Origin of the sequence: Pigmentiphaga sp. NML030171 (genome assembly GCF_002188635.1) — a bacterium.
GTDB classification, from domain to species: Bacteria; Pseudomonadota; Gammaproteobacteria; order Burkholderiales; family Burkholderiaceae_B; genus Pigmentiphaga; species Pigmentiphaga daeguensis.
The window spans coordinates 323,888-343,583 of sequence record NZ_NINX01000035.1; the positions used below are offsets into that span (position 1 = coordinate 323,888).

Here is a 19,696-nt window from a genome sequence, read left to right on the forward strand (position 1 = left end):
GGTCCGAGGCGCGCGTGCATCACTCTTTCTGGATGCCCGCCTTGGCGATGATCTGCGCCCATTTCTGCGATTCGGCTGCCTGGAAGCGGCGCAGCTCGTCGGGCGTGCTGGTCACCAGTTCGGTGCCGGTCGGTCCGTAGAACTTCGCCGCTGTCGGCGTCCTGGCCGCGGTCACCAGCAACTGGTTCAGGCGGTTCACGATCGCGTCGGAGGTGCCGGCCGGCACGTAGGCCGCGAACCAGTAGGTCGATTCATACCCGGGCACGCCCGATTCCGCGATGGTCGGCACGTCGGGCGCGAGCGGGCTGCGCGTGGAGGTGGTGACGCCCAGCGCCTTCAGGTTGCCGCTCTTGGCCTGGGGCAGTCCGGTCGTCATGTCGGTCCACATGACCTGGATCTGGCCGCCGAGCAGGTCGGTGACGCCCATGGGATTGCTGCGGTAGGGCACCGATACGATTTCCGTCCCCGTCGATTGCTTGAAGAGCTCTCCGGCCACCCGGCTGGACGAGCTTCCGTAGCCGAACGACAGCTTGCCGGCCTGGGCCTTCGCCAGCGCGATGAATTCCTTCACGTTGTTGACCGGCAGGCTGGGCGGCACGACCATGATCTGCCCGCCCTTGCCGAGCAGGGTTACCGGCTCGAAGTCCTTGACGGGGTCGTAGGGCAGCTTCTTGAACAAGTGTTCGTTGGCGGCATGGGTGGTGTTGGTGGTGATGAGCACCGTGTAGCCGTCGTTCTTGGCGCGGGCCACGGCCTGGGCGCCGATGAAGGAGTTGGCGCCCGGTTTGTTCTCGATCACCACCGGCTGCCCGGTCGCCTCGGAGACGGCCTGGCCCAGCGCCCGCGCGATCTGGTCGGTGGCGCTGGCGGCGGCGAAGGGCACGACGAAGGTGATGGGCCTGTCGGGAAAGCTCTGGGCGCTGGCGGCGGATGCGCCAAGCAAGGCCAGGCCGAGCACGGCAAGCTGCCGGCGACGATGGGTGTTCATGATGTCTCCTCCTTGTTGTTGATGGAAATGGGAAGCGTCAGTAGCAGGCTGGAAAGCGTCTTCCCGTGCGTGTCGAGGTTCAGCGAGTCGTTGACGCCGCCGTCCAGCACGTCGTCCAGCACGAAGTTCATCGCCGCCAGGCGCGGCAGCAGGTAGCGCCTGACCCGGGTCGGCGCGCGCGAAGCAAAGAGGCCGGCCACGCGGGCCTCGGTGACCTGCTCGACCAGCAGCGGCCAGTCGGCGGGGTCGTAGGCGATGACGCTGATGGAGGCGCGATTGCCTTTGTCGCCGGTGCGGGCGTGGGCCAGTCTGTGCAGGAGCACGGTGCGGGAGTTCATGGCGTCTTTCATGCGGCGAACTCCCAGGTCGGCGCCAGCCATTCGCGCGGCACCAGGCACGAGCCGCTGCCCAGCCGGGGCGTGACGGTCGTGCGCACGCCGCCGCCGCCGGCCGGCCCGCAGGTATACAGGGCCAGCACCTCGCGCGCGACCCGTTCGGCGTCCTGGCGGGTGGCGGCCGCCGCCGCGATGCGCAGCCGCAGGTCCTCCACCGGCGAGGCCGGGACGCCCGCCGCGGCCGTCCAGCGGCCCTCGTCGTCGCCGAACACGCTGGCGACGCCGATGAAGTCGGCACGGACCCTCAGGCCGCCCAGGCCGAGCGCATGCAGGCGCTTGCGCACGACGTCGGCCGCCAGCGCCGCGCGCGCGGCCGCATTGGGGCCGGCATACGAGATTTCCCCTTCCGCCAGCCACGGACCCTCGTGGCAAAGCGTGGCCTTGAGGGTGGCGGGCCGGGGGTGGCCCCGCACGCCGGTGATCTCCACCCGGTCGATGCCGACCTCGCGCACTTCGGCCTCGGTGATGTCGGCCACCACGTCGGGCGTCAGGTAGGCGCCGGGGTCGTGGATCTCGTACAGCAATTGCTCGACGACGGTCCGGCGATCCACGCAGCCGCCGGTGTTCGCGGCCTTCGTGACGACGAAGCGCCCGTCCTCGTGCATCTCGATGATGGGAAAGCCGAGTCCGGCCAGGTCGGGCACGTCCTTGAAGCCGGGATCGGCGAAATAGCCGCCGCATACCTGGCCGCCGCATTCAAGGATGTGTCCGGCCATGGTCCCCGCGGCCAGGCGATCCCAGTCGTCCTCGGGCCAGCCGAAATGGGCGAGCATGGGGCCGAGCGCCAGGGCGGGATCCGCGACCCGGCCGGTGACCACCACCTGGGCGCCGGCCCGCAGCGCCGCGGCGATTTCACGGGCGCCCAGGTAGGCGTTCGCGCTGACCAGGGGACGCTCGATCGACGATTGGTCGAGCAGTGCGCGCATCTGGTCGGGGGTAAGCGCGGTCAGCAGGTCGTCGCCGTTGACGATGGCCACGCGCAGCGCCGGCAGTCCGAGGGAAGCGGCCAGCCGTTGCAGTTGCCGCGCCGCGCCGCGGGGGTTGGCCGCGCCGAAGTTGCCGATGATGGGGATGGCGCCATGCACGCAATCGGCCAGGACGGGGGCGACGAAGTGCTCCAGGGACGGTTCCCAGCCCGAGTCGGGGTTCTGCCTGCGCTGCAATTGCGCCAGCGCCAGGGTGCGTTCGGCCAGGGTTTCGAAGATCAGGGCGCGAGGGCCGTCGTGCGCCAGCAGGGTACGTACCACGGGGACGGCGGCATCCCAGCGGTCTCCGGAAAAGCCCGCGCCGGCGCCGATGTGCAGGCTGGACGCAGCGGACGTAGAAGATGAATGCATGCACACCCGGTCATGGTGGTGGAAGCGGATCCGGATCCGGGACCCGCGGATGAGCGAGACGATAAAGGCGCGTGCAATATTCCGGGAAATGGATTATTTGGGATGACTGATTGAAGAAACCGATTACCGGCCCCGGGTCCGCGCAAGAGCGGTTCCGCGCCGGCTCGCGCGCCGTTCCCCCGGCTGCGGCCGGCGCTGCATCATGAAGGCGAGCAGCGCCTGCGCGCCTATGGACAGGCTGCGGTCGCGGCGCCGGATGACGAATACCTCCCGCGTCAGTCCCGGGGTCTCGACCGGCAGCGCGGTCAGGTCGTCGCTGTCGAAGTGGAACAGCGTCAATGCCGGCACGACGGTGATGCCCAGGCCGGCCCGCACCATGCCGGCCACGGTGCTCAACTGGTCCAGTTCCATCATGCCGTTCATCCTGGCCGGATGGATGGCCGCCTCGATATGCTGGCGCACGCTGCTGTCCTGGGCGAGGTGGATGAAGGGTTCGCCGCTGAGCGCCGCGAGCGTCAGCCGGCGCCGGCGTGACAGGGGGTGGTCCTTGCGGCAGACAAGGTAGAAGCCATCGCGGCAGAACGGGTCCGCCTGCAGGTCCGGCCCGACGGAACGCATCGAGGCCAGCGCGAAGTCGGCCCGGCCGCCGCGCACGAACTCTATGCAGCTTTCGGACAGGACGTCCGCGACGTCCACCTGGATGCCGGGATATTCCTGGTGGAACGCCGCCAGCACGCCAGGCATCCAGCCTGCCGCCAGCGAAGGCAGCGCGGCGACGCCGGCACGGCCGCGCCGGCCGGCGGCGTGCTCGCCCAGGTCCTCGAGCGCATCGCGCAGGCTGGCCAGCACGCGCGTGGCGCCTCCCAGGAACAGCCGGCCTTCGGGCGTCAGCTCGACGCGGCGCGTGTCCCGATCGAACAGGCGCACGCCCAGCGAGTCTTCCAGCGTGCGGATCAGGCTGCTGAACGCCGATTGGGACAGATGGCATTGCTCGGCGGCGCGGGTGAAGTTCCTGTGCTCGGCCAGGGCCGTGAATGCGCGGACCTGGCGCGTGGAGAGATTCAGATCGGTTATCTGCATATTCGATCACTCCATCAAAAAAAAGCGATGCCCTCGATGATTGACAAATCTTACTATCCGGTCGCTGTGGGTGACACGACAACGCTAACGATGATGAGGAGACTTCAATGAAAAGGGCATCATTCACGCTGACCGGCCTGTCGCTGGCAGTGCTGCTGGCGGGCTGCGGCGGCGGGGACGGAGGAACGTCCGGCGATGGGGAACCGCCGGCCCCGGGCGCAGCGAGCCTGCGAATATCGGTGCTGGGGAACCGGGCCGACCTGGTGTCCGGCGGACAGGCACTGGTCGAAGTCAAGGTTCCCGAGGGATCCACCACGCGTTTCGAGCAGATCCGCATGCTGCTCAACGGCAAGGACGTGACCGGCGCGTTCGCGGTGCGCGGGAACGGCCGCTACATGGGGCGGGTGGAAGGGCTGGCCAACGGCGACAATATGCTGGTCGCGCGGACGGACGACGGCGCCACCGCCCATCTGGGGATCAGGAACCATCCGAATGGCGGCCCCGTCATTTCCGGCGCGCAGGTCGGCTATTGGGAGTGCACGACCAAGGTCGCGGCGCCGACGCCGACCAATCCCGATCTGGGCAATCCGCTCGACGACCAGTGCAATATCGCCGCGCCGGTGTTCCGCTACCAGTACCGGACCAAGGCCGGACAGTTCGCCGTCTATGATCCCGCCAACCCGCCGGCATCGGCGCAGATCGCCAGCGTGACGACCGATGAAGGCAAGACCGTGCCGTATATCGTCCGCATCGAGCGCGGTGTGATCAATCGCGGCAAGTACGACATCGCCTACCTGGCCAACCCTGCCGATCCGACCAAGGGCTGGACGCCGTATGCCCGGCCCGACTCGTGGAACGGCAAGCTGCACTGGAAGTTCGGATCGGGCTGCGAGTACAGCCGCACCCAGGGCAATCCGGGCAGCGTGCTGGACGACGTGGCCCTGAGCCGGGGGTTCATGGTCGCGTCGTCCGAGATGACGCAGTACGGCACGCATTGCAACGACGTCACGTCGGCCGAGACGGTGATGATGCTCAAGGAATACATCACCGAGAACTACGGCGAGATCCGCTACACCATGGCCGACGGCAGCTCGGGCGGCGCGCACCAGCAGCACCTGCATGCTTCGAACTATCCCGGCCTGCTGCAGGGACTGCTGCCGGCGGACGGATGGCAGGACACCTGGACCACCGGCCGGGAATTCGCCGACTGCGGACTGCTCAAGCGGTTCTACGATGCACGCAAGGCTGCCGGGTTCCCGTTCACCATCATGGAGAAGGCCCATGTCAACGGCCACGTCTACGATCAGGTGTGCGAAGGGCCGGCCAACACCAACATGGCTTCGCGCACGCCGTTCTATCTCGATCCCACCGTGGGCGGAGCGGGTTGCGGAACGCACTGGAACGTCTGGTCGCCCGGCAATACCACGGGCATCCGCTGCACGCTGCAGGATTTCAATATCGCGGTATTCGGGCCGCGGGACGCGACCGGCTACGCCAAGTCCCCGATCGACAACATCGGCATTCTTTACGGCTTCCGGGCGGTCAACAGCGGCAAGATCTCGCCCGAGCAGTTCGTGATGCTGAACGAACAGGTGGGCGGCTACGACATCAATGGCCAGTGGCAGCCCGCGCGGATGGCGGCCGACCCCGGCGCGGCGGAAATCGCGCACCGGTCGGGCAGGGTCGCGCACGGCCAGCGCCTGGGCGAGGTGGCCATCATCCAGTCCATCAGCTTCAACGTGCGGGAGGAGCACTACGATTTCCGCGGCTACGTGATCCGCAACCGCATCCTGCGCGAACACGGGGACTACGCGAACCACGTCATCTGGCGCTATAAGTCCACGCCGCCCGACTACAACGCGCGCCGCTTCGACGCGATGAACGAATGGCTGGGCAAGGTCGAGGCCGATACCTCGGGCAAGACGCTGCGCGAGAAGATCATCGCCAACAAGCCGGCCATCGCGGTGGATGCGTGCTGGCGGGCCGACGTGGCCGCGTGGAGCACCGATTCCGACTACTGCAACACCGGCGCCGATCCGACCTCCGCCTCGAGCGTGTCGGGGGCGGGCGCGGCAGAAGTCTACAGCCCGGGCGTGGACGAGTGGCCGGTGTTCCGCGATACCCGCGTCGCGGCGGGAGAGGGGTTGGCCAGCGACATCATGAAGTGCGCGCTCAAACCGCTGGCGCGGGCCGATTTCGCGGTGGCCTTCAGCAGCGGACAGTGGGCGCGCTTGCAGGCGGTATTCCCGCACGGCGTATGCGACTACGGCAAGCCCGGGGCCGGCCAGGCCGCTCCCGAGCCCTGGCAGAGCTTCATGGACGGGCCTGGCGGCAAGCCCCTGGGCCAGGCACCGTCGTCGGCGCCGGGCGAAGGGGCCTGAACCGACCCGGTTGCCGGCCCCGGATCCGGCGCTTGACTTTGCCATCATGGGAAGCTTGATACTGCGAAGCATCACCCCAGTATCGCGAGGAAACCATGAGTGGACAGTCAACGCCGGCAGTGGCCGGCCCGGGCGATGCCCCTGTGAACTGGACCCTGCCCATCGAGGGCATGACCTGCGCCTCGTGCGTCGGCCGGGTCGAGCGTGCCTTGTCGCAGGTGCCCGGCGTGCGGCGCGCGAGCGTCAACCTGGCCACCGAGACGGCCGAGGTCGAGGCCGATGCCCCGGTGCAGGCCGCCACGCTGCGCGCGGCGGTCGAGAAGGCCGGTTATGAGATCCCGGCCGGATCGGTGGACCTGAGCATAGGCGGGATGACCTGCGCCTCGTGCGTATCGCGGGTGGAAAAGGCCCTGGCCCGGGTGCCGGGCGTGGCGGGTGCCGAGGTCAATCTCGCCACCGAGACCGCCCGGGTTTCGCTCGTCTCCAAGGTCGATCCGGCGGTGCTGATCGCCGCGGTGGAGCAGGCCGGATACGAGGCGCGCCTGTCCGCGCAGTCCGCGCCCGCTACCGAGGCGGCCGCCGCGGGCCTGCCGACGTGGTGGCCGATCGCCCTGGCGGGAGCGCTTTCGCTGCCGCTGGTCGTGCCCATGCTGCTGATGCCCTTCGGCATCCATTGGATGCCCAACGGCTGGGTGCAATGGGCGCTGGCGACGCCGGTGCAGTTCTGGCTGGGCGCGCGTTTCTACCGCGGTGCCTGGAAGGCCTTGAGGGCGCGCACCGGCAACATGGACCTGCTGGTGGCGCTGGGTACCAGCGCCGCCTACGGCCTGAGCGTCTATCAACTGCTGCGCCATGGCACCCATGGGGCCACGCATCTGTATTTCGAGGCCTCGGCGGTGGTGATCACGCTGGTCCTGCTGGGCAAGTGGCTGGAAACCCGCGCCAAGCGGCAGACCACCGAGGCCATCCGCGCCCTGAACGCCCTGCGGCCCGAGGTGGCGCGGGTACGGCGCGACGGCGGCGAGGTCGAGGTGCCGGTCGCCTCCGTGCACCCCGGCGATCTCGTCGTGGTGCGTCCGGGCGAGCGCGTGCCGGTGGACGGCGAAGTGGTCGAAGGCGCCAGCCAGGTCGACGAGTCGCTGATCACCGGTGAAAGCCTGCCGGTGGACAAGCAGCACGGCGACCGCGTCACCGGCGGCTCGGTCAACGCCGAAGGCCTGCTGGTGGTCCGCACCACCGCCGTCGGCGCGGAGTCCATGCTGGCCCGCATCGTCCGGCTGGTCGAATCGGCGCAGGCCAAGAAGGCGCCCATCCAGCGCCTGGTGGACCGGGTGAGCGAAGTATTCGTGCCGGTGATCGTCGCCATCGCCGCCGTGACCCTGCTGGCCTGGGGCGGCGCGACCGGCGATTGGGAGCTGGCCATCCTCAATGCGGTGGCGGTCCTGGTCATCGCCTGCCCATGCGCGCTGGGACTGGCCACGCCCACGGCCATCATGGCCGGGACCGGCGTGGCGGCGCGCCACGGCATCCTGATCAAGGACGCGGAGGCGCTGGAAGTGGCGCACAACGTCAAGGTCGTCGCGTTCGACAAGACCGGCACGCTGACCGAAGGCAAGCCCGAACTGGTTGCCGCCGAACCGGCGCAGGGCGAGCGCCGCGACCTGCTGGCCGCCAGCGCGGCCCTGCAGGCGGGCAGCGAACATCCGCTGGCGCGCGCCGTCATGGCCGAGGCCCAGCGCGAGGGTATCGTGGTGCCGGCCGCCACCCAGGCGCGGGCGGTGGCGGGGCGCGGCATGGCAGCGTCGGTCGAGGGGCGCGAGCTGCGCCTGGGCAGCGGCCGCTACATGCAGGAGCTGGGGGTCGAGACCGGGCCGCTGGCGCAGCGCGCCGCGGCGCTCCAGGGCGAAGGCCGCACCGTGTCCTGGGTGGCGAGCGTGAGCGGCCAGCCCGTGCTGCTGGGTCTGCTGGCCTTCGGCGACACGCTGAAACCGACCTCGGATGCGGCGCTGCGATCGCTGCGCGAACAAGGCATACGCAGCGTGCTGCTGACCGGCGACAACGCCGGCGCGGCGCGCGCCATCGGCCAGGCGCTGGGCGTGGACGACGTGCGCGCGGAAGTGCTGCCCGAGCACAAGGCCGAAGCTATTGCCGCCCTGCGGGCCGACGGCCACGTGGTGGCGATGGTGGGCGACGGCATCAACGACGCGCCGGCGTTGGCCGCCGCCGACGTGGGGATCGCGATGTCGACCGGCACCGACGTGGCCATGCATGCAGCGGGCGTCACGCTGATGCGCGGCGATCCCGCGCTGGTCGGCGACGCGATCGACATTTCCCGCCGCACCTACGCCAAGATCCGCCAGAACCTGTTCTGGGCCTTCGTCTACAACGTGGTCGGCGTGCCGCTGGCGGCACTGGGCCTGCTCAGTCCGGTTCTGGCCGGCGCGGCGATGGCGCTGAGCAGCGTCAGCGTGGTCTCCAACGCCTTGCTGCTGCGGCGCTGGAAGGGCCGCGCCTGAAGGCCCGGCGCCAACATTACACAAACGTAATCTTCGGGTCAGGCTGGGGTGGGGGGCCGCTGGCTAGAGTGGCGGCCTGACCGGATTCATCGGATATCGCATGCACATCAAGACTTCAAGGCGGACTTTCGTCACCGCCCTGGCCGCGGGCGGCGCGCTGGGCGCGCTGGGCCTCTGGCGCAAGCCCGTGTGGGCGGCCATCGGGCCGGGCGACCCCCACGTGCTGACCGGCACCGAATTCGATCTTCAGATCGGCCAGACGCCGGTGAACTTCACCAGCAGCCCGCGCACCGCGATGACCGTGAACGGCGGCATACCCGGGCCGTTGCTGCGCTGGCGCGAAGGCGACACCGTCACCCTGCGCGTGCGCAACAAACTGAAGGAGTCCACCTCCATCCACTGGCACGGCATCCTGCTGCCCGCCAACATGGACGGGGTGCCCGGGATGAGCTTCGAAGGCATCGCGCCCGACGGCATGTACGTCTACACCTTCAAGGTGCGCCAGAACGGCACCTACTGGTACCACAGCCATTCGGGATTCCAGGAGCAGTCGGGCGTCTACGGGCCGTTGATCATCGATGCCCGGGAACCGGAGCCGTTCGCCTACGACCGCGAATACGTCGTGATGCTGTCGGACTGGACCGACGAGGACCCGGCGCGGATCATGCGCACGCTGAAGAAGCAGTCCGACTACTACAACTTCCACAAGCGCACCGTCGGCGATTTCTTCCGGGACGTGCGGGAGAAGGGCTGGTCGGCGACGATCGCGGACCGGAAAATGTGGGCCGAGATGCGGATGAATCCGACCGACATCGCCGACGTCAGCGGGTACACCTACACCTATCTCTTGAACGGACAAGCCCCGGACGGCGGTTGGACGGGGCTGTTCAAGCCGGGCGAACGCCTGCGCCTGCGCTTCATCAACGGCTCGGCCATGACCTATTTCGACGTGCGCATTCCCGGCCTGAAGATGACCGTGGTGGCTGCCGACGGACAGCATGTCAAGCCGGTCGCGGTGGACGAGTTCCGTATCGCCGTGGCCGAAACCTACGACGTGATCGTCGAGCCTGCCGCGGAGGAGGCCTACACCATCTTCGCGCAGTCCATGGACCGCACGGGGTACGCGCGCGGCACGCTGGCCGTGCGCGAGGGCGTGCGCGCGCCGGTGCCGGCCCTGGATCCTCGGCCCATCCTGGCCATGGAGGACATGGGCATGGACCATGGCGGCATGGCGGGCATGGATCATGGGCAGATGCAAGGCATGGATCACGGGCATGGTGCCATGGGCGGCATGCAGTCCCACCCCGCCTCGGAGGCGGGCAACCCCCTGGTGGACATGCAGACGATGATTCCCACGCCCAAGCTGGACGACCCCGGCATGGGCCTGCGCGACAACGGCCGCCGCGTGCTGGCCTATGCCGACCTGCGCAGCGCGTTCCAGGATCCGGACGGGCGGATGCCGAGCCGGACGATAGAGCTGCACCTGACCGGACACATGGAGAAATTCGCCTGGTCGTTCGACGGCATCAAGTTCTCGGACTCCCAGCCCGTGGTGCTGAAGTACGGCGAGCGGGTCAGGATCGTACTGGTGAACGACACGATGATGACCCATCCCATCCACCTGCACGGACTGTGGAGCGACCTGGAGGACGAGCACGGCAACTTCATGGTCCGCAAGCACACCATCGACATGCCGCCGGGCTCGCGGCGCAGCTACCGCGTGACCGCCGATGCCCTCGGCCGCTGGGCCTATCACTGCCACCTCCTGTACCACATGGAAGCCGGCATGTTCCGTGAAGTGCGGGTGCAAGAGTAAGGGGCCGGCCATGATCTTTTCCAATCATCGCAACGCGGCGGCGCTGGCCTCCGCGCTCATCGGCCTGGCGCTGGGTGGCACATCGACCGCGCGGGCCCAGATGCAAGGGATGGACCATTCGCACATGGACCACTCCCAGATGCGGGGCATGGACCATTCCAGCATGCCGGGCATGGATCACTCGACCTTGCAGAACATGGACCTCGCGCCCATGCAAAGCATGGACCAGGCGCCGATGCAGGGCATGGATGCCGCCCCCGCGGAAAGCCGCACGCCCATTCCCCAACTGACCGATGCCGACCGCCAGGCCGCCGCCTTCGATACGGCGGGCCACGCCGTGCACGACAAGAGCATCAATTCCCTGTTCCTGGTGGATCGGCTGGAATGGCAGGATGCGCGCGGCGGCAACGCGCTGAACTGGGATTTCAAGGGCTGGATAGGCGGCGACATCGATCGCCTGTGGCTCAGTTCGGAAGGCGAGCGCGCGGGCGGCAAGCTCCACGAGGCCGAGGTCCAGGCACTGTGGGGGCGTGCCATCAGCCCCTGGTGGGACGTCGTGGGCGGGGTGCGCCACGACTTCAAGCCGGGTTCGTCGCAAACCTGGGCCGCGATCGGCCTGCAGGGAATGGCGCTCTACAACTTCGAGGCCTCCGCCATGGTCTTTGCCGGCGAGAACGGGCAGACCGCCGCGCGCCTGAAGGGCGAGTACGACATCCTCTTCACGAACCGGCTCATCCTGCAGCCCGCTGCCGAGATTAACTTCTTCGGGAAGAACGACCATGGGCGGGGCATAGGTTCCGGCCTGTCGAGTACCGAGGTGGGCGTCCGCCTGCGATACGAAATCCGCCGCGAGTTCGCCCCTTACATCGGTGTGACCTGGAACCGGACCTACGGAACCACCGCGGACTATGCCCGGGCGCACGGAGAACGCCGCAGCGACACCCGATTCGTGGTCGGCGTGCGCATGTGGTTCTGAATCGCCTCCATTCTTCTTTCCTATCCGTTTCAAGGTCCATCATGTCCAATGCTCGTACCGTCCTGAACGCCGCTGTCCTGACTGCCGGGCTGCTTGCCGCCGCCGCGGCCCAGGCCCATCCCGAACTCCTGTCCTCGACTCCCAAGGACAAGGCCGAGACCACGGCGCCAGCGAGGATAGAACTGCGTTTCTCCGAAGCGCTGGTCACCCAGTTCTCGGGCGCCAGGCTGCTCATGACGGGCATGGCCGGCATGACCCACGCGCCCATGCCGGTGGAAGCCCGGGTCTCGGGCGATGCCGATCCCAAGACGATGCTGATCACGCCGGCCAAGCCCCTGGCGGCCGGCACCTATCGCGTGGAGTGGCGGGCCGTCTCGTCGGATACCCACCCCATCACCGGCAATTTCTCGTTCAGCGTGAAGTAGGCGATGGCCGACGGGCGCGGCGACCCGCTATCCTGTTGTTGGCGGCGTGGCGGGGAACGCTCGGCCCGCCCACCGGATCTTGAAGGAAACCATGCATGATGCACAAATACGCAAGCCGGTCGCGCCGTACGCTCCTGATCGGGGCGGCCTTGCTTCCACTGGGCGCCTGGGCGCAGAAGACGAACACCGTGGAGGTCTGGAAGACGCCGACCTGCGGATGCTGCAAGGATTGGATCAAGCACTTGCGGGACAATGGATTCCAGGTGGTCGCCCATGACGTCGACGATCCTTCCGTGGAGCGGCGCCGCCTCGGTATCCCGGACGACAAGGGCTCGTGCCACACGGCCGTGGTGGACGGCTATGCGCTGGAGGGGCACGTGCCCGCGAAGGAAGTCAAGCGGTTGCTGCGCGAGCGCCCCTCGGCGATCGGCCTGGCCGTACCCGGTATGCCCCTGGGATCGCCCGGCATGGACGGACCCGAGTACGGCGGCCGGAAATCCGCCTACGATGTCCTGCTGGTGCGGACCGGCGGGCGGTCCAGTGTCTACCAGGCCTATCGCTGATGCGTGACGGGGCGCCACCATGAAACTATTGGTCGTGGAAGACGAGGCCAAGACCGGCGAATATCTCCGGCAAGGGCTGACCGAGGCGGGCTTCGTGGTCGACCTGGCGGACAACGGCCTGGACGGCCAGTACCGGGCGTTGAGCGAGCCCTATGACCTGATCGTGCTCGACGTGATGCTGCCCGGTGTGGACGGCTGGCGCATCCTGCAAACCCTTCGCGCCGTCGAGAACAACGTGCCCGTCCTGTTCCTGACCGCGCGCGACAGCGTGGCCGACCGGGTCAAGGGCCTGGAGCTGGGCGCGGACGACTATCTGGTCAAGCCCTTCGCGTTCTCCGAACTGCTGGCCCGCGTGCGGACCCTGCTGCGCCGGGGCAGCGGACAGATCGCCACCGACCGCATCCAGGTCGGCGACCTGGTGCTGGATCTCGTCCGCCGCCGGGCCACGCGCGCAGGCCGCCGCATCAACCTGACGAGCAAGGAATTCGCGCTGCTGGAGCTGTTCGTGCGCCGGCGCGGCGAGGTGCTGCCGCGTTCGCTGATCGCCTCCCAGGTGTGGGACATGAACTTCGACAGCGACACGAACGTCATCGACGTGGCCATACGCCGGCTGCGGGCCAAGATCGACGACGCGTTCGATGCCAAGCTCATCCAGACCGTCCGCGGCATGGGCTACGTCCTTGAAGAACCCGAGGACCTGCGCTGATGCGTCCGTTTTCCCTGACCACGCGGCTGACGGCCTTCTTCTCGCTGTCGTCGGCCACCGTGCTGCTGGGACTGGGGGCCTTGATCGCCACATCGATGGACCAGCACTTCGCGCACGAGGATTTCGCCGTGCTCGAGGAAAAGGCGAACCTGGTCCGCAAGATCGTCCAGGATGCCGCGCCCGCCGCGATGCCGGCGCGCCTGGGCGCGGCGCTCCAGAACCATCCCGGGCTGGTGGCCCTGGTCCGGACTGGGGAGGGGGCCAGCCTGTACGCCACCGACGGCGTCGAGTTCCGGCAGGCGCTGGACGCGGCGCGCGCCCTGCCGGCCGGCAAGGAGGAGTTCACCTGGCGCCAGGACGGGGCCGAGTACCGGGGCTTGCGCATCACGGTGGGCGGGGCGGGGGGCGAGATCCATGTCATCGTCGGCCTGGCGACGGAAATCCACGCGCACTTCATGCACGGTTTCCTCCATTCACTGGTGTTGTACGTGCTGCTGTCCGCGCTCGTGAGCGGCGTATTCGGCTGGTGGGCGGCCCGCAGCGGACTCGCGCCGCTACGCGCGATGGCCGTCCGCGCCCGCGCCGTCACGGCGCAGAAGCTGGACGAGCGCATGCCCGTGGAGGCCGTCCCGCTGGAGATGGCTGACCTGGCGTCGACCTTGAATGCCATGCTGGCGCGATTGCAGGACGATTTCCGCCGGCTGTCGGAGTTCTCGTCCGACCTGGCCCACGAACTGCGCACGCCGCTGACGAACTTGCTGACACAGACCCATGTGATCCTTGCGCAGCCCCGCGAGGCCGGGGAGTATCGCGAGATCCTCGCGTCCAACGAAGAGGAGTTGCAGCGCCTGTCGCGCATGGTGTCCGACATGCTCTACCTTGCCAAGATGGAGCATGGCCTCACCCTGCCCGACGCCGGCGTCATCGCCGTGCAGGACGAGGTCAGCGCCTTGTTCGAGTTCTACGAGGCCCTGGCCGAAGACAAGGCCGTCGCCATGCGGCTGACGGGCCGGGGCAGGATCGTGGGCGACCGGCTGATGCTGCGGCGCGCCCTGAGCAACCTGCTGTCGAACGCCTTGCGCCATACCCCGCCGGGCGGGGCCATAGACGTGGTGGTCGCCAGCGGCGCGACGGCCGTCACGATCGCGGTCGAGAACGATGGCAAGGAAATCCCGGCGGAACTGATTCCCTCGCTGTTCGACCGCTTCTTTCGCGGCGACAAGTCCAGGGCCAGGCCCGATTCGGAAAGCTCGGGCCTGGGGCTGTCGATCACGCGCGCCATCATGGTGGCGCACGGCGGCGACATCACCGCCGGCTCGGCTGCCGGCCGGACCCGGTTCACGCTGGTCTTTCCGGCCAAGGACGCGCTGCCCGCGTCATCGGCCGCAGGCGCGAGGGGGCAATAATCACTCGCCGTTCTCGCGGCCTGCCCGGTCATCTTGCGGCGGGTTCGCCCCGCATGATGCGGTCGATGCCGTCCAGCGCTCGCATCGCGGGCAGTACCGAAGCGATGTCGCAGCGGCTGGGCCGGCCCTCGCGCAGCGCGGCGATGAACTCGGTGTCCTGGGCCTCGAAGGCCGGCTGCGCGCCGGGCATCTCCACGACCTTGCCATCGCTGTCGGTCAGTTCGTCGCGGAAGGCGCGGTAGGTGTCCTCTTCGCCGATGTAGCGATAGAAGCCGCCGAAGGGCCCTTTATTGTTGAACGACATGGCCATGGTCAGCAGCGTACCGCGCTTGCGCGAACGCATGGCCACCGTGATGTCCATGGGGATGCCCAGTTCGGGATGGTCGGGGCCGCGCTGGCCCCAGACGTCGAATTCCGATTCGTCCAGCAGCCAGCAGAACAGGTCCACCGTGTGGCAGGCGTGGTGCCAGAGCAGGCTGTCGACCCAGGTGCGCGGCTCGCCGAACATGTTCAGGTTGTTGCGGCGGAAGAAATAGGTTTCGCAGACCAGGTGGTGCAGCGTGAAGTCGCCGCTCTGGATGCGTTCGCGCAGGGTGGTGTGCGGCGGCGCGAAGCGGCGGCTGTGCGCCACCATCATGGGCACGCCGGTCTCGGCCTGCACGCGTGCCAGGCGCTCGGTGTCGGCCAGGGTCAGCGCGGCGGGAATCTCGATCAGCATGGGCTTGCCCAGGCGGGCGGCCAGTTCGGCGTGTTCGGCATGCAGGCCCGAGGGCGTGGCCAGCACCACCGCGTCCACGTCGGTGCGGGCCAGCGTGGCGGCCAGGTCGTCGCTGCAATCGGGAATGCCGTATTGCGCGGCCAATTGGCGGCCGCGCGACATGTCGGCCGCCGCCAGGGCCACGGTCTTCACGCCCGGCATGTCCGCGAAGATGCGCGCATGGGTCGAGCCCATGGCGCCTTCGCCGGCGATGCACAGACGGATGGGGGCGGACGAGGGGGCAGGCATGGGACGCGGTCTCCGTGATAAGGGAGCGCGGCCGTGGCCGCGCCCGTTGGTCGAGGGGATCCCGGTATTCTAGGCCGCGCTTCCGTGAGGGCCTAGCGGCCCGGGACCTGGAACGCCTTGCACGGATCTTCGCGCGGCGCGGGCGGAATCACGATGTCGCGGTCGTAGGCAGCCGCCGGCGCGGGCTGTTCGGTATAGCCCACCGACAGGATGGTGCCGGGCTGGAGCCAGCGCGGCACGCCGATGTCGCGGCGGACATGGCCGTTGCCGGCCAGCAGGACGACAGGCCGCTGGGCGGAAGCGCCGGGTACGCGCGCGGCGCTGGCGATCGCGCCGGCCATCACGGCGTCGCGCGCCAGCTGGGCCATGGCCATCCCGCCCAGCATGGACGGGGGCAGGGCGCCGCAATGGGCCTCGGCCACTTCCTTGCGCTGCGCCGCCAGCAGGTCGGGCGGAGGCGAGAGCAGGCCGAGCCGGCGCAATTCATTGGTATCGAACAGGGCGGCGGGGCCTTGTTTCATGACGGTGCCCGCATCGGCGCGCGACAGGTTGGCGGCGACCACAGGCAGCTTCTCGCGCAGCGCCAGCTCCAGGACGGGGCGGTAGTGCGCCCAGTCCCACCCCGTCTTGGCCGGTGCCGCGGCCTGGATCACGCAGTCGGCGCTGGTACAGGTGCGCATGGTCCGGTCCAGGTCGGCCTGCCGTTCGCGATCGAACTGTTCCATGGCGATGGCCGGCCGCCAGCCCGCGCGCACCGCGCGCGCGAGCGCCTGCAGGCGCTGGCGATGGCCCTGGGCGTTGTCATGGATTTCGCCCAGCAGCACGACCTGGTGGCGCGGCAGCTCGGCCGCGAGCGAGACGACGGCGGCGTCGTCCCTGCCGGGCAGCCACGAGCATCCGGCCAGCAGCAGGGCGGCGGTGGCGCCGGCCAGCGGCAGCAGGGCGGACGCGGTGCCCGCACCGCGCCGCGTCGGCGTGCAAGCGCGGGCCGTCATGCCGCGGGCCGGGGCGTGCCCGGCGCGATGGCGGCCAGCCCGTCGGCCAGCGCGGTCCACGCCGCCAGCTCGGGCTTGCCCGGCTTGCGTTCGCCGAAGAACTGCACGATCAGCGAACCTTCGGCGTCATAGCATTCCAGCGAGGTCACGATGCCGTCCACCGTGGGCTTGCGCACCAGCCAGGCCTCGGTGAACAGGTCCATGCGCAGATGCAGGTTGAAGCCCGGATCCAGCACGTTCAGCCACGGGCCCATGGGGGCGATGCGGTGGACCGGCCCGGTGTGGATCTGTACGCATCCGGCATTGCCGACGAACACCATGATGGGCAGCCCCGATCCGGCGGCCGAGTCCAGCACGGCATCCACGGCGCCGACGCCGACCTGCCGCGCGAACTCGGGGGGAGCGAGCCGCAGTGCCTGCGTACGTTCCACGCCATGCCGCCGCAGCAGGCCGAAAAACTCGTGGGTGTCGCGCAGTTCGCGCCATTCCTGGCGGAAGGCATCGACGTCGACGTCCTGGTCGGCCTTGCGCTCGGGGGCCGGCCGTGGTTCCGGCGTGACCGGCTGCGCGCTGTCGGCGTGCGCCGCCAGCAGGGCCTCGAACGCGGCGCGGTCGGTGCCCTCGGCCACATAGATCTTGTGCACCGCCTCGCCCTGCTGGTCGAACACCTGCAGGCTGGGGCGCTCGCCCCCCACGGCGTAGGCGTGCCGCCACTGCGACAGGAACAGGCGCAGGTCGATCTCGGGGTTCAGGGCCAGCCCCATCCTGCCTTCGACCTGGACGTGGTCGTAGACCCCGGTCTTTTCGTGGACGGCGGCCTCGTTGCGTGTCAGCGCCAGCAGTGGCCCGGCCGCCTTCAGTCCGCCCAGCAGCGTGGCCCAGTCGGGCTTGAGCCGGGTCGCGGACGGATCGGCTGCGACCAGCTCGCCTTCGCTGGCGCCGATGCGGGCGGCCGCGTCACGCATGCGCAGCTTGGGCTGCTCGGCCTTGAGGGCCAGGTAACGTTGCCAGAGGGTGGTTGCTGTCATGCGGGGAACCTTGGGACGGGGAAATGGTCGTAATGATAATGATTTTTATTAATGAAGGTAAGGCGCGGGCCGCATGATGGGGAGGGCGGGGCGACAAAAGGCCTTTCCGCCCTATACTAGAGTGTTTCGTCATTTTCCTTGCGAGTCCCGCCATGCCGCAATACCGTTCCCGTACCTCCACCCATGGCCGCAACATGGCCGGGGCACGTGCGCTATGGCGCGCGACCGGCATGAAGGACGGTGACTTCGGCAAGCCCATCGTCGCGGTCGTCAATTCCTTCACCCAGTTCGTGCCCGGCCACGTGCACCTGAAGGACCTGGGCCAGATGGTCGCCCGCGAGATCGAGGCCGCCGGCGGCGTCGCCAAGGAGTTCAACACCATCGCGGTGGACGACGGCATCGCCATGGGGCACGGCGGCATGCTGTATTCGCTGCCCTCGCGCGAGCTGATCGCTGACTCGGTCGAGTACATGGTGAACGCGCATTGCGCCGACGCCATGGTCTGCATCTCCAACTGCGACAAGATCACCCCGGGGATGCTGATGGCCGCCATGCGGCTGAACATTCCGGCCGTGTTCGTGTCGGGCGGCCCCATGGAGGCCGGCAAGGTCATCGAGGCCTACCATCCCGCCCAGGACGTGAACGGCCAGAAGATCATCAAGGTGGACCTGATCGACGCCATGATCAAGGCCGGCGACCCCACCGTGTCGGACGAGGACGTCGAGAACTACGAGCGCTCGGCCTGTCCCACGTGCGGGTCCTGCTCGGGCATGTTCACCGCCAACTCGATGAACTGCCTGACCGAAGCGCTGGGGCTGTCGCTGCCGGGCAACGGCACGCTGGTGGCCACCCACGCCGACCGCAAGGACCTGTTCCTGCGCGCCGGCCGGGTCGCCGTCGAGCTGTGCCGCCGCTATTACGAGCAGGACGACGCTTCCGTCCTGCCGCGCAACATCGCCACCAAGGCGGCATTCACCAACGCGATGGCGCTGGACGTGTCCATGGGCGGCTCGACCAATACCGTGCTGCACCTGCTGGCCGCGGCGCAGGAAGGCGGCGTGGATTTCACGATGAGCGACATCGATCGCATCTCGCGCCACGTGCCCTGCCTGTGCAAGGTCGCGCCCGCCACGCAGCAATACCACATCGAGGACGTGCACCGCGCCGGCGGCATCATGGCCATCCTGGCCGAGCTCGACCGCGCGGGCCTGCTGGACACCTCGGTGTCCACCGTGCACAGCAAGACCCTGGGCGAGGCCATCGCCGCGAACGACGTCAAGACGAACGCCGACGAAGCCGTCCATGCCTTCTTCCGCGCGGCGCCCGGCGGCGTGCCGACCCAGACCGCCTTCAGCCAGGACAAGCGCTTCGACAAGCTGGACCTGGACCGGGCTGCCGGCTGCATCCGCGACAAGGCCCATGCCTATTCCCAGGACGGCGGCCTGGCCGTGCTGTACGGCAACGTGGCCGAGAAGGGCTGCATCGTCAAGACGGCGGGGGTCGATGAAAGCATCCTGAAATTCACCGGCAAGGCGCGCATCTTCGAGAGCCAGGAAGACGCCGTGGACGGCATCCTGGGCGATACGGTGCATGCCGGCGACGTGGTCATCATCCGCTACGAAGGCCCCAAGGGCGGCCCCGGCATGCAGGAAATGCTCTATCCGACCTCGTACATCAAGTCCAAGGGCCTGGGCAAGGCCTGCGCCTTGCTGACCGACGGCCGCTTCTCGGGCGGATCCTCGGGCCTGGTGATCGGCCATGCTTCGCCCGAGGCGGCCGAGGGCGGTACCATCGGGCTCGTGGAAGAGGGCGACATCATCGAGATCGACATTCCCAACCGCCGCATCAACCTGCGCGTGGACGACGCGGAACTGGCCAGGCGCCGCCAGGCGATGGAAGCCCGCGGCGACAAGGCGTGGCAGCCGCTCGATCGCCAGCGCGTGGTGTCGCAGGCGCTGCAGGCGTACGGGATGATGGCGACCTCCGCCGACCGCGGCGCGGTGCGGGACATCTCGCAATTGAAGGCCCCGCGCGCCCGCTAGGGAAGCCCGGAAGCCCGGCTTCGAAAAACAGACGGC

General features: G+C 68.6%; 16 protein-coding genes. 9 read left to right on the forward strand and 7 right to left on the reverse strand.

Annotated elements, in window-relative coordinates:
• Nucleotides 1–19: 19 nt before the first annotated feature.
• The 4 genes from CDO46_RS16235 to CDO46_RS16250 all read right to left on the reverse strand — a co-directional run bounded on the left by CDO46_RS16235 (nt 20) and on the right by CDO46_RS16250 (nt 3,800).
• Nucleotides 20–988, reverse strand: coding sequence for a tripartite tricarboxylate transporter substrate binding protein (locus CDO46_RS16235; RefSeq protein WP_087839500.1), 969 nt, complete (start codon nt 986–988; stop codon nt 20–22).
• A complete protein-coding gene (locus CDO46_RS16240) occupies nt 985–1,326 on the reverse strand; it encodes a hypothetical protein (protein ID WP_087839501.1) in 342 nt (113 codons plus the stop codon). Before CDO46_RS16240 ends, CDO46_RS16235 begins: the two co-directional genes overlap by 4 nt.
• Nucleotides 1,327–1,334: 8 nt before the next feature.
• The gene (locus CDO46_RS16245; protein WP_087839502.1) at nt 1,335–2,720 is read right to left on the reverse strand and encodes an acyclic terpene utilization AtuA family protein; all 1,386 of its coding nucleotides are present in this window, start codon (nt 2,718–2,720) and stop codon (nt 1,335–1,337) included.
• A gap of 123 nt (nt 2,721–2,843) precedes the next feature.
• Nucleotides 2,844–3,800, reverse strand: a complete 957-nt coding sequence (locus tag CDO46_RS16250) for a LysR family transcriptional regulator (RefSeq protein WP_243724616.1) — start codon at nt 3,798–3,800, stop codon at nt 2,844–2,846.
• A gap of 107 nt (nt 3,801–3,907) precedes the next feature.
• Here CDO46_RS16250 and CDO46_RS16255 point away from each other — a divergent pair, with 107 nt between their 5' ends.
• The 8 genes from CDO46_RS16255 (at nt 3,908) to CDO46_RS16290 (ending at nt 14,589) form a co-directional block, all read left to right on the forward strand.
• On the forward strand, nt 3,908–6,181 hold the full coding sequence (locus tag CDO46_RS16255) for a DUF6351 family protein (RefSeq protein ID WP_087839503.1): 2,274 nt from the start codon (nt 3,908–3,910) through the stop codon (nt 6,179–6,181).
• 95 nt (nt 6,182–6,276) lie between these two features.
• Nucleotides 6,277–8,697, forward strand: a complete 2,421-nt coding sequence (locus CDO46_RS16260; RefSeq protein WP_087839504.1) for a heavy metal translocating P-type ATPase — start codon at nt 6,277–6,279, stop codon at nt 8,695–8,697.
• A gap of 100 nt (nt 8,698–8,797) precedes the next feature.
• Nucleotides 8,798–10,513 carry a copper resistance system multicopper oxidase gene (locus CDO46_RS16265; RefSeq protein ID WP_087839505.1) on the forward strand — a complete coding sequence of 572 codons (1,716 nt, stop codon included), beginning with the start codon at nt 8,798–8,800 and terminating at the stop codon, nt 10,511–10,513.
• A 10-nt stretch (nt 10,514–10,523) separates the two neighbouring features.
• Nucleotides 10,524–11,489, forward strand: coding sequence for a copper resistance protein B (locus CDO46_RS16270; protein ID WP_254914619.1), 966 nt, complete (start codon nt 10,524–10,526; stop codon nt 11,487–11,489).
• Between the two features lie 41 nt (nt 11,490–11,530).
• Nucleotides 11,531–11,914, forward strand: coding sequence for a copper homeostasis periplasmic binding protein CopC (gene copC, locus CDO46_RS16275; RefSeq protein WP_087839506.1), 384 nt, complete (start codon nt 11,531–11,533; stop codon nt 11,912–11,914).
• Nucleotides 11,915–12,012: 98 nt separating this feature from the next.
• A complete protein-coding gene (locus CDO46_RS16280) occupies nt 12,013–12,477 on the forward strand; it encodes a DUF411 domain-containing protein (RefSeq protein ID WP_087839552.1) in 465 nt (154 codons plus the stop codon).
• Nucleotides 12,478–12,496: 19 nt separating this feature from the next.
• Nucleotides 12,497–13,183: a heavy metal response regulator transcription factor gene (locus CDO46_RS16285; protein WP_087839507.1), complete on the forward strand. Its 687-nt coding sequence runs from the start codon at nt 12,497–12,499 to the stop codon at nt 13,181–13,183.
• A complete protein-coding gene (locus tag CDO46_RS16290) occupies nt 13,183–14,589 on the forward strand; it encodes a heavy metal sensor histidine kinase (RefSeq protein ID WP_087839508.1) in 1,407 nt (468 codons plus the stop codon). The genes CDO46_RS16285 and CDO46_RS16290 overlap by 1 nt, the downstream gene beginning before the upstream one ends.
• Before the next feature lie 28 nt (nt 14,590–14,617).
• Here CDO46_RS16290 and CDO46_RS16295 read toward each other — a convergent pair whose 3' ends face one another.
• The 3 genes from CDO46_RS16295 to CDO46_RS16305 all read right to left on the reverse strand — a co-directional run bounded on the left by CDO46_RS16295 (nt 14,618) and on the right by CDO46_RS16305 (nt 17,618).
• The gene (locus CDO46_RS16295; RefSeq protein ID WP_087839509.1) at nt 14,618–15,595 is read right to left on the reverse strand and encodes a Gfo/Idh/MocA family oxidoreductase; all 978 of its coding nucleotides are present in this window, start codon (nt 15,593–15,595) and stop codon (nt 14,618–14,620) included.
• Between the two features lie 92 nt (nt 15,596–15,687).
• Entirely contained in the window at nt 15,688–16,590 is a 903-nt protein-coding gene (locus CDO46_RS16300; RefSeq protein WP_087839553.1) for a ChaN family lipoprotein, read from the reverse strand.
• The gene (locus CDO46_RS16305; RefSeq protein ID WP_087839510.1) at nt 16,587–17,618 is read right to left on the reverse strand and encodes a hemin-degrading factor; all 1,032 of its coding nucleotides are present in this window, start codon (nt 17,616–17,618) and stop codon (nt 16,587–16,589) included. The genes CDO46_RS16300 and CDO46_RS16305 overlap by 4 nt, the downstream gene beginning before the upstream one ends.
• 152 nt (nt 17,619–17,770) lie before the next feature.
• Between CDO46_RS16305 and ilvD the strand changes: the two genes are divergently transcribed.
• Nucleotides 17,771–19,660, forward strand: a complete 1,890-nt coding sequence (ilvD, locus tag CDO46_RS16310; RefSeq protein ID WP_087839511.1) for a dihydroxy-acid dehydratase — start codon at nt 17,771–17,773, stop codon at nt 19,658–19,660.
• The last annotated feature ends 36 nt before the right edge of the window (nt 19,661–19,696 follow it).

Coding starts and splice junctions, on each gene's coding strand:
- ilvD (WP_087839511.1), top strand. CDS start 17,771: ATGCCGCAATACCGTTCCCGTACCTCCACCCATGGCCGCAACATGGCC.
- CDO46_RS16300 (WP_087839553.1), bottom strand. CDS start 16,590: ATGACGGCCCGCGCTTGCACGCCGACGCGGCGCGGTGCGGGCACCGCG.
- CDO46_RS16255 (WP_087839503.1), top strand. CDS start 3,908: ATGAAAAGGGCATCATTCACGCTGACCGGCCTGTCGCTGGCAGTGCTG.
- CDO46_RS16295 (WP_087839509.1), bottom strand. CDS start 15,595: ATGCCTGCCCCCTCGTCCGCCCCCATCCGTCTGTGCATCGCCGGCGAA.
- CDO46_RS16305 (WP_087839510.1), bottom strand. CDS start 17,618: ATGACAGCAACCACCCTCTGGCAACGTTACCTGGCCCTCAAGGCCGAG.
- CDO46_RS16250 (WP_243724616.1), bottom strand. CDS start 3,800: ATGCAGATAACCGATCTGAATCTCTCCACGCGCCAGGTCCGCGCATTC.
- CDO46_RS16245 (WP_087839502.1), bottom strand. CDS start 2,720: ATGCATTCATCTTCTACGTCCGCTGCGTCCAGCCTGCACATCGGCGCC.
- CDO46_RS16280 (WP_087839552.1), top strand. CDS start 12,013: ATGCACAAATACGCAAGCCGGTCGCGCCGTACGCTCCTGATCGGGGCG.
- CDO46_RS16240 (WP_087839501.1), bottom strand. CDS start 1,326: ATGAACTCCCGCACCGTGCTCCTGCACAGACTGGCCCACGCCCGCACC.
- CDO46_RS16290 (WP_087839508.1), top strand. CDS start 13,183: ATGCGTCCGTTTTCCCTGACCACGCGGCTGACGGCCTTCTTCTCGCTG.
- CDO46_RS16265 (WP_087839505.1), top strand. CDS start 8,798: ATGCACATCAAGACTTCAAGGCGGACTTTCGTCACCGCCCTGGCCGCG.
- CDO46_RS16260 (WP_087839504.1), top strand. CDS start 6,277: ATGAGTGGACAGTCAACGCCGGCAGTGGCCGGCCCGGGCGATGCCCCT.
- copC (WP_087839506.1), top strand. CDS start 11,531: ATGTCCAATGCTCGTACCGTCCTGAACGCCGCTGTCCTGACTGCCGGG.
- CDO46_RS16285 (WP_087839507.1), top strand. CDS start 12,497: ATGAAACTATTGGTCGTGGAAGACGAGGCCAAGACCGGCGAATATCTC.
- CDO46_RS16235 (WP_087839500.1), bottom strand. CDS start 988: ATGAACACCCATCGTCGCCGGCAGCTTGCCGTGCTCGGCCTGGCCTTG.
- CDO46_RS16270 (WP_254914619.1), top strand. CDS start 10,524: ATGATCTTTTCCAATCATCGCAACGCGGCGGCGCTGGCCTCCGCGCTC.